The sequence below is a fragment of the Streptomyces sp. NBRC 110611 genome, assembly GCF_001590865.1.
Lineage (GTDB): Bacteria > Actinomycetota > Actinomycetes > Streptomycetales > Streptomycetaceae > Streptomyces.
The window spans coordinates 342983-352099 of the sequence record NZ_BBUY01000006.1; the positions used below are offsets into that span (position 1 = coordinate 342983).

The 9117-nt window shown below is 73.9% G+C and carries 4 protein-coding genes; all 4 read left to right on the plus strand.

Translation table 11 applies throughout. From position 1 onward, the window contains the following. Positions 1 to 206: 206 nt before the first annotated feature. A complete protein-coding gene (locus tag AZE13_RS17085; protein ID WP_066931917.1) occupies positions 207 to 1898 on the plus strand; it encodes a CYTH and CHAD domain-containing protein in 1692 nt (563 codons plus the stop codon). Positions 1899 to 2016: 118 nt separating this feature from the next. Further along, positions 2017 to 3939 carry a TIGR03960 family B12-binding radical SAM protein gene (locus AZE13_RS17090; protein ID WP_066931919.1) on the plus strand — a complete coding sequence of 641 codons (1923 nt, stop codon included), beginning with the start codon at positions 2017 to 2019 and terminating at the stop codon, positions 3937 to 3939. Between the two features lie 322 nt (positions 3940 to 4261). Further along, entirely contained in the window at positions 4262 to 5062 is an 801-nt protein-coding gene (locus tag AZE13_RS17095; RefSeq protein WP_066931921.1) for a TIGR03936 family radical SAM-associated protein, read from the plus strand. A gap of 221 nt (positions 5063 to 5283) precedes the next feature. Further along, on the plus strand, positions 5284 to 9117 hold a 3834-nt coding region (locus AZE13_RS17100), incomplete at its 3' end, for a ribonuclease E/G (protein WP_066931923.1).

Sequence of the window (9117 nt, forward strand, 5' to 3'; positions counted from 1 at the left end):
CGTGAGGCGCCAGCCACCCCGTGTGGACGATCGGTGACACACCGTAAGGCACGTTCCCCGGCGCATGCCACCGCTTCTCCGCATCCCGCCCGCCCCGCCGCTCCCTTCCGTACCGGTCCGTCCCGGCCGTCTCCGCCGTCCTGGCCGGGCGAGGAGGGGCCGGCGGACGGGTGGTCCCCGGAAGGGCGGGTGACTAGATTCGATGCATGGCGGAGACCGTGCGCGAGATCGAGCGGAAGTACGAGGCCGACGACGGTATACGGCTGCCCGACCTGTCCGGTGTCGACCGGGTCGCGACCGTGGCGGAGCAGGGCGTCGAGTGCCTGGACGCCCTCTACTACGACACCGCCGACCAGCGCCTCGCCGCCGACGGCATCACCCTGCGCCGCCGCACCGGCGGTACCGACGCGGGCTGGCACCTGAAGCTGCCGGTCGCCCCCGGTGTCCGGGACGAGGTGCGGGCTCCGCTGTCCGACGCGCCGCCCCCGGAGCTGACCGCGCTCGTACGGTCCCGGGTGCTGGACCAGGACCTGGCCCCGGTCGTACGGCTGCGCACCCGCCGCACGCTCCGGGTGCTGCGGGACGCCGGGGGAGCGCCGCTCGCCGAGGTCGCGGAGGACGCGGTACGGGCCCGCCGGGTGGCCGAGGCGGCCGGGCCCGAAGGCCCCGAAGGCCCCGAAGAGGCCGAAGGGGCAGGGGAGGCCGCTGGTGAGGTGCGCTGGCGGGAGATCGAGGTGGAGCTGGTCGGTGAGGGCGCCGGAGCGGCTGTGGACGGCGGGGACGCCGGACTGCTCGACGAGGTCGGCCGGGTCCTGACCGCCGCCGGCGCGCGCCCCGCCTCCGCCGCGTCGAAGCTGGCGCGGGCGCTGGCCGAGACCGGGACGGGGAAGCCCCGCGGCAAGAAGGAGTCCGGCGGCAAGAAAGAATCCGGCGGCAAGCAGGAATCCGGCAGCAGGAAAGAATCCGGCGGCAAGAAGGAGTCCGGTAAGAAGGAGCGCGCCGGTAAGGGCGAGCCCGCCGCCGGGGATGTCGTCCTGCGCTACGTCCGTGAACAGGTCCGCGCGATCACCGAACTCGATCCCGCGGTCCGCCGCGACCTCCCCGACTCCGTGCACCAGATGCGGGTCGCCACCCGTCGGCTGCGCAGCGCCTTCCGCTCGTACGCGAAGATCCTCGACCGCACCGTCACCGACCCGATCGGCGCCGAACTCAAATGGCTGGCGGCCGAGTTGGGCGTGGACCGGGATCGCGAGGTGCTCACCGAACGGCTCCAGGGCGCACTGTCCGAGGTACCCCGGACGCTACGGCTCGGCCCGGTCTCGGCCCGGCTGCGCATCTGGTCGCAGCGGCGCCGGGCCGGCTCGCGGGGCCGGCTGCTCGCCGTCCTGGACGGTGACCGCCACCTCGCGCTCCTGAAGAGCCTGCGCGTCCTGCTGGAGGCGCCGCCGCTGCGCCCGGCCGCCGCCCGCCCGGCGCCCGGGGCGGTGGCCAGGGCCGTCCGGAAGGACTACCGGCGGCTGGCCGGCCGTATGGAGGCGGCCCTGGCCGCGCCCGCCGGGCGGGAGCGGGACGAGTTGCTGCACGGCGCCCGCAAGGCGGCCAAGCGGACGCGGTACGCGGCGGAGGCGGCCTGCCCGGTGCTGGGCCGCCCGGCGGAGAAGTTCGTCAAGCGCGTCAAGCGGGTGCAGCAGCTGCTGGGCGACCACCAGGACAGCGTGGTGGCCCGCGGCGCCCTGCGCGAGCTGGCCACCCAGGCCCGGCGGGCCGGTGAGAGCGGTTTCACCTTCGGGCTGCTGTACGGCCGCGAGGAGGCCCTGGCCGCCGACCGGGAGCGTGAGCTGCCGAAGGTGTGGAAGAAGGCCTCGCGGCCCGGCCTGCCGGCCCGGCTCGGGGCGTGACGACGGCGGCGGCCGTCGCCGTGCGAGGGGTGGCCGCGGGCACGTTACGCTTGAGGGTCACCCGCCCCCAGTCTTCGGCCGGGGGTGCCCCCTGTCAGCTCACGAAGGTTACGCCGCCATGTCTGCCGAGTCGGTCTTCCCGCAGCTCGAAGCTCTGCTCCCGCATGTGCAGAAGCCCATTCAGTACGTCGGCGGTGAGCTGAACTCCACCGTCAAGAACTGGGCGGACTGCGACGTCCGCTGGGCGCTCATGTACCCCGACGCCTACGAGGTCGGTCTGCCCAACCAGGGCGTCATGATCCTCTACGAGGTCCTCAACGAGCAGGAGGGCGTCCTCGCCGAGCGCACCTACAGCGTCTGGCCGGACCTCGAAGCGCTGATGCGCGAGCACGGCGTCCCGCAGTTCACGGTGGACAGCCACCGGCCGGTCGGTGCGTTCGACGTCCTCGGCCTGAGCTTCTCGACCGAGCTCGGCTACACCAACATGCTGACGGCCCTCGAACTCTCCGGCGTCCCCCTGGAGTCCAAGGACCGCACCGACGAGCACCCGCTGATCCTCGCCGGCGGCCACGCCGCCTTCAACCCCGAGCCGATCGCGGACTTCCTCGACTGCGCGGTGATCGGCGACGGCGAGCAGGCGGTGCTGGAGATCACCGAGATCATCCGCGCCTGGAAGAACGAGGGCCGCCCGGGCGGCCGCGACGAGCTGCTCTTCCGCCTCGCCCGGACGGGCAGCGTCTACGTCCCCAAGTTCTACGACGTCGAGTACCTGGCCGACGGCCGGATCTCCCGTGTCGTGCCCAACCGCTCCGGCGTCCCGTGGCGGGTCTCCAAGCACACCGTCATGGACCTCGACGAGTGGCCCTACCCCAAGCAGCCGCTCGTTCCCCTGGCCGAGACCGTCCATGAGCGGATGTCGGTCGAGATCTTCCGTGGCTGCACCCGCGGCTGCCGCTTCTGCCAGGCCGGCATGATCACGCGTCCCGTACGGGAGCGAAGCATCACCGGCATCGGCGAGATGGTCGACCGTGGTCTGAAGGCGACCGGCTTCGAAGAAGTCGGCCTGCTCTCCCTCTCCTCCGCGGACCACACCGAGATCGGCGATGTCGCCAAGGGGCTCGCCGACCGGTACGAGGAGGACAAGATCGGCCTGTCCCTGCCCTCCACCCGCGTCGACGCATTCAACATCGACCTCGCGAACGAGCTGACCCGTAACGGCCGCCGCTCGGGTCTGACATTCGCGCCCGAGGGCGGCTCGGAGCGGATCCGCAAGGTCATCAACAAGATGGTCTCCGAAGAGGACCTGATCCGGACCGTTGCCACGGCGTACGGCAACGGCTGGCGCCAGGTGAAGCTCTACTTCATGTGCGGTCTGCCCACCGAGACCGACGAGGACGTGCTCCAGATCGGCGACATGGCGGTCAACGTCATCGCCAAGGGCCGCGAGGTGTCCAAGTCCAACGACATCCGCTGCACGGTGTCGATCGGCGGTTTCGTCCCCAAGCCGCACACGCCGTTCCAGTGGGCCCCGCAGCTCTCCGCCGAGGAGACCGACGCCCGCCTGGAGAAGCTCCGCGACAAGATCCGCGGCGACAAGAAGTACGGCCGCTCGATCGGCTTCCGCTACCACGACGGCAAGCCCGGCATCGTCGAGGGCCTGCTCTCGCGCGGCGACCGCCGGATCGGCGCGGTCATCCGCGCGGTCTACGAGGACGGCGGCCGCTTCGACGGCTGGCGCGAGCACTTCTCCTACGACCGCTGGATGCGGGCCGCGGAGAAGGCGCTGCCGGAGTTCGGCGTGGACGTCGCCTGGTACACCACCCGTGAGCGGGAGTACGAGGAGGTCCTGCCCTGGGACCACCTGGACTCCGGTCTGGACAAGGACTGGCTCTGGGAGGACTGGCAGGACGCCCTCGACGAGACCGAGGTCGAGGACTGCCGCTGGACCCCGTGCTTCGACTGCGGCGTCTGCCCCCAGATGGACACCCAGATCCAGATCGGCCCGACGGGCAAGAAGCTCCTGCCGCTGTCGGTGAAGTGACGTAGAGTCGCGCTGCGATGACGCTCCCCGCCGGCGCGGGGTGATCCGTCGCCTCCGGTACCCGGCGGCGACGGTGCGCAGCCCCGCCGGGAACTTGAGGGGTGCGGGGCACGTACTCTAGGTAAGACGTCCGGACGCGACGTGTCCCCGCACCGGCGGGGATGATCCGGACTGGGCGACGCCGGGTGGGCGTCAACCGGAGCGGTCCCCGCGTATGCGGGGGTGGCGTCCGGTGGCGCGCCCGCACACCGACGCGCCCTCACACCAAGGAGAAGTAACACTGGGCAAGCGACAGCCCGAAGGCCCGCCGCCCGCATCGGCGGTGCAGCGCATCCGACTGCGTTACACCAAGCGCGGCCGCCTCCGGTTCACCAGCCACCGCGACTTCCAGCGCGCTTTCGAGCGGGCGCTGCGCCGCGCCGAGGTCCCCATGGCCTATTCGGCGGGCTTCACCCCGCACCCCAAGGTGTCGTACGCCAACGCCGCCCCGACCGGTACGGGGAGTGAGGCCGAGTATCTGGAGATCCAGCTCACCGAGCGGCGTGACCCCGACATACTGCGCAAACTGCTTGACGCCTCGCTGCCGGCCGGACTCGATGTGATCGACTCCGTCGAGGCACACACCAGCGGGCTGGCCGACCGGCTGCAGGCCTCGGTGTGGGAGATCCGGCTCGACGGGGTGCCGGCCGAAGCGGCCGAGTGCGCCGTCGAGGCGTTCCTCGCCGCCGAAGAAGTGCTGGTCGAGCGCCGTACGAAGAACGGTATGCGGACCTTCGACGCGCGGGCCGCAGTGGCGCGTCTGGAGGCCGCCGGTCGTGAGGGCGATAGGCCCGACGGCGATGCCTGTGCGATACTGCGGCTGGTTGTTCGGCATGTGACACCCGCCGTTCGACCCGACGACGTCCTGTCCGGCCTCCGAGCTACGGCCGACCTGGCGCCGCCGGTTCCCGCTGCGGTGACCAGGCTGGCGCAGGGGCTGCTCGATGAGGAGACCGGCGCGGTGACCGACCCGCTCACGCCCGACCGCGACGCTGCCACGGCCGCCACATCCACGGCCGCCGGGCCGAGTGCCGCGAAGGCGCCGAGTGGGCCCTCCCCGGCAGCCGGGGAAGGCACTGCGTAGGACCGCCGTCGTCGCGTCACCGGTAAACCAGGGCCCCGCCCCGGTCCGGCGGACGCACTGACCAGGAGACTTTCGCCGGTCCCCGCCCTACGGGGCCCGGCGAGCGAGACGACAGCTCCCGTGCGGCGCCCACGCCCCGGACAGCGGGCCCGCGCTCATCACGCGGACCGCCGGCCGGAATCAGGCGCGGCGCCCGGGAGCGTGACGGGAGAACCGCCCGCATGCTCGAGCCCATTGAGCCCATCGAATCCACGCCGTCCGCGGACCGTGGGGTCGAGGACAACCACTCACCCAGCGACACCCTGCCGCCGCGCCGTCGGCGCCGTGCGGCGTCCCGGCCGGCCGGTCCGCCGGTGGCCGGAGGCGCCGCCGAGACGTCCGTGATCAGCACGGACGCCGCCGCCGACCCGGCCCCGGCCGCCGACCCGGCTCCCGGGGAGCCCGCTTCCGCCACGGCGGACGAGGCAGCACCTGCCGCCGAGGCGGCGAAGCCCGCCCGTACCCGCCGCCGCGCCACCCGTAAGGCCACCGCACCGGCCGGATCCCCGCAGGGAGCCGGGACGGCCGCGGAGGAGCCCGCCGAGGCTCCGGCCGCCGTGGAGGCCCCCGCTGCCGCAACGCCCGCCGAGGCGCCGCAGGCCGAGGAGGCCGCGCCGCGTCGTACCCGCCGTCGTGCCACCCGTAAGGTGACCGCGCCCGCCGGTGCCCCGCAGGCCGAGGCCGAGGCCGTCGCGGAGCCGGCCGTCGCCGAGACGCCCGCGCCGGTGGCCGAGGAGGCCGCTGCCGAGGCGGCGAAGCCGGCCCGTGCCCGCCGTCGTGCGACCCGTAAGGTGACCGCGCCCGCCGGTGCCCCGCAGGTGAGCGCCGCCGAGGAGGCCGCGCCCGCGACGGTCGAGAGCGCCGTTCCGGCCGCCCCGGCCGCCGAGGAGGCGCCCGCCGAGGAGGCAGCACCCACCGCCGAGGCGGCGAAGCCCGCCCGTGCCCGCCGTCGTGCGACCCGTAAGGCCACCGCCCCCGCCGGCTCGCCTCAGGCGACCGAGGAGGCCGCCGCCCCCGCGGAGGCCGCAGAGGCCGAGGAGCCGGAAGCGGCCGCGGTGACCGAGGAGGCCGAGACCGCGCCGGCGCGTGGCCGCCGGACGCGCCGCCGTGCCGTGCGCCCCGCCGCGTCGGCGGCCGAGCCGGCCGCCGAGACGCCGCGCGCCGAGGCCACCCGCGCGGAGGAGGAGCCGGCCAAGGAGGCGCCGGTACGCGGCCGCCGCCGGGCGCAGCGTCCGCCGACCGCCGTCTTCCAGGCGCCGGTGTTCGCCGAGCCGATGTTCCAGACCCCGGAGACCGCGGCTGCCGCGGCCGCCGCGGCCCGCCAGGAAGAGGCCGCTGCCGAGGCCCCCGCGGCCGAGGAGCAGCCCGCCGCCGGTACCCGCCGTCGCCGCCGTCGTGGCGCGCCGGCCGAGGCCGAGCAGGCGCCCGCGCCCGCGGCCGTGGCCGAGGAGCCGGCGGCCGCGGAGGCGGCCGAGCCGGAGACCGAGCCGGCCGAGGCCGGTCACGGCGAGGACGAGTTCGCCGAGCGCCCCTCGCGCCGCCGGCGCCGTGGTGGCCGTCGCCGCCGCCGTGGTGAGGCCGCCGAGGAGCAGCTCGCCGAGGAGGCCCCCGCGACCGAGGAGGAGGCCGCCGGCGCGGAGGCCGGGCCCGAGGCGGGCGAGGAGCGCGCCGCCGAGGAGCCGGCCGAGGCCGAGGAGCCGCAGTCGGCCGCCGGTAGCAGCAGCAGCCGTCGCCGCCGCCGTCGCCGTCGCCGCGCGGGCGAGCCCGCCGAGGCGATGGGCGAGGCGGGCACCGACGAGCCGGAGCGCACGGTCGTCAAGATCCGCGAGCCCCGGAAGAAGGAAGAGCCGACGGACGAGGTGCAGTCGATCAAGGGGTCGACGCGCCTGGAGGCCAAGAAGCAGCGCCGCCGTGAGGGCCGTGAGCAGGGCCGCCGCCGGGTGCCGATCATCACCGAGGCGGAGTTCCTGGCCCGCCGTGAGGCCGTCGAGCGGGTGATGGTCGTCCGCCAGAGCGGCGAGCGCACCCAGATCGGCGTCCTCGAGGACAACGTGCTCGTGGAGCACTTCGTCAACAAGGAGCAGGCGACCTCGTACGTCGGCAATGTCTACCTCGGCAAGGTGCAGAACGTCCTGCCGTCGATGGAGGCCGCCTTCGTCGACATCGGCAAGGGCCGCAACGCCGTGCTGTACGCCGGCGAGGTCAACTTCGAGGCGCTGGGCATGGCCAACGGCCCGCGCCGGATCGAGACCGCGCTGAAGTCCGGCCAGTCGGTGCTGGTGCAGGTCACCAAGGACCCGATCGGCCACAAGGGCGCCCGGCTGACCAGCCAGGTCTCGCTGCCCGGGCGCTACCTGGTCTACGTGCCCGAGGGCTCGATGACCGGTATCAGCCGCAAGCTCCCGGACACCGAGCGGGCGCGCCTCAAGCAGATCCTCAAGAAGATCGTCCCCGAGGACGCGGGCGTCATCGTCCGTACGGCCGCGGAGGGCGCGAGCGAGGAGGAGCTGGCGCGCGACGTCCAGCGGCTGCAGGCGCAGTGGGAGGAGATCCAGAAGAAGGCGAAGGCCGCTTCCACGAGCTCCCCGTCGCTGCTCTACGGCGAGCCGGACATGACCGTCCGGGTCGTCCGTGACATCTTCAACGAGGACTTCTCCAAGGTCATCGTCAGCGGTGACGACGCCTGGCAGACCGTTCACGGCTATGTCTCGCACGTCGCCCCGGACCTCGCCGACCGGCTGCAGAAGTGGACGTCGGAGGTCGACGTCTTCGCGACGTACCGCATCGACGAGCAGCTGATGAAGGCGCTGGACCGCAAGGTCTGGCTGCCCAGCGGCGGCTCGCTGGTGATCGACCGGACCGAGGCGATGGTCGTGGTCGACGTCAACACCGGCAAGTTCACCGGTCAGGGCGGCAACCTCGAGGAGACGGTCACCAGGAACAACCTGGAGGCGGCCGAGGAGATCGTGCGCCAGCTGCGGCTGCGCGACCTCGGCGGCATCATCGTGATCGACTTCATCGACATGGTCCTGGAGTCCAACCGGGACCTGGTGCTGCGGCGGCTGCTGGAGTGCCTGGGCCGGGACCGTACGAAGCACCAGGTGGCCGAGGTCACCTCGCTCGGCCTGGTCCAGATGACCCGTAAGCGGGTCGGCCAGGGGCTGCTGGAGTCGTTCTCCGAGTCGTGTGTGCACTGCAACGGCCGGGGCGTCATCGTCCACATGGACCAGCCGACGGCGGCCGGCGGTGGCGGCAAGCGCAAGAAGAAGGGCAAGGCGACGCCGGCCGAGCCGCAGGTCCACGAGGTGGAGGCGGCGGCCGAGCCGCTGCCGGACGGTGCCGGACCCGAGCTGGAGCCCGCCCCGGTGACCGAGGCCGAGCTGCAGCCCGCGGTGGCCGAGGCCGACGAGTGGTTCAGCAGCCCGGCGGAGGCCGAAGCGGCCGCCGGACGGAGCCGGAGCCGCCGCCGGGTGAGCCGGAAGGTGTCCGCTCCGGCGGGCGCCCCGAAGGCCGCCGCGGAGCCGGCCGAGATCGTGGTGCCGGCCGAGCCGGCGCCGGCCCCCGAGGCGGAGGCCGTGGAGGCCGTGGAACCCGCGGAGGCCGTGGCGCCCGAGCAGGTCGCGGAGCCGCTCGCCGAGGCCCCGGCCGCGGAGCCCGCACCGGCCCGTACGCGGCGCCGGGTGACCCGCAGGGTGTCCGCTCCGGCGGGCTCGCCGGATGCCGCGGAGTCAGCGGCCACGGTGGTCATCGCGGCTGCGGCCGAGCCGGAGAAGCCGGCCGAGCCGGTCGCCGAGGTCGCCGAGCCCGCCACGGGCGCCGAGGCACCCGAGGCGGCTGAGGCCCCCGAGGCCGTCGAGCCGGAGGCCGAGCCCGCGGCCAAGAAGACCGCGAAGAAGGCGGCGGCGAAGAAGACCACGGCCAAGAAGGCGGCGGCGAAGAAGACCACCACCGCCAAGAAGACCGCGGCGAAGAAGACCACGGCCAAGAAGGCGGCGGCGAAGAAGACCACCACCGCC

What these genes read in the sequence shown, in the direction of transcription:
- AZE13_RS17085 (WP_066931917.1), top strand. Translation starts at nt 207, where the DNA reads ATGGCGGAGACCGTGCGCGAGATCGAGCGGAAGTACGAGGCCGACGAC.
- AZE13_RS17090 (WP_066931919.1), top strand. Translation starts at nt 2,017, where the DNA reads ATGTCTGCCGAGTCGGTCTTCCCGCAGCTCGAAGCTCTGCTCCCGCAT.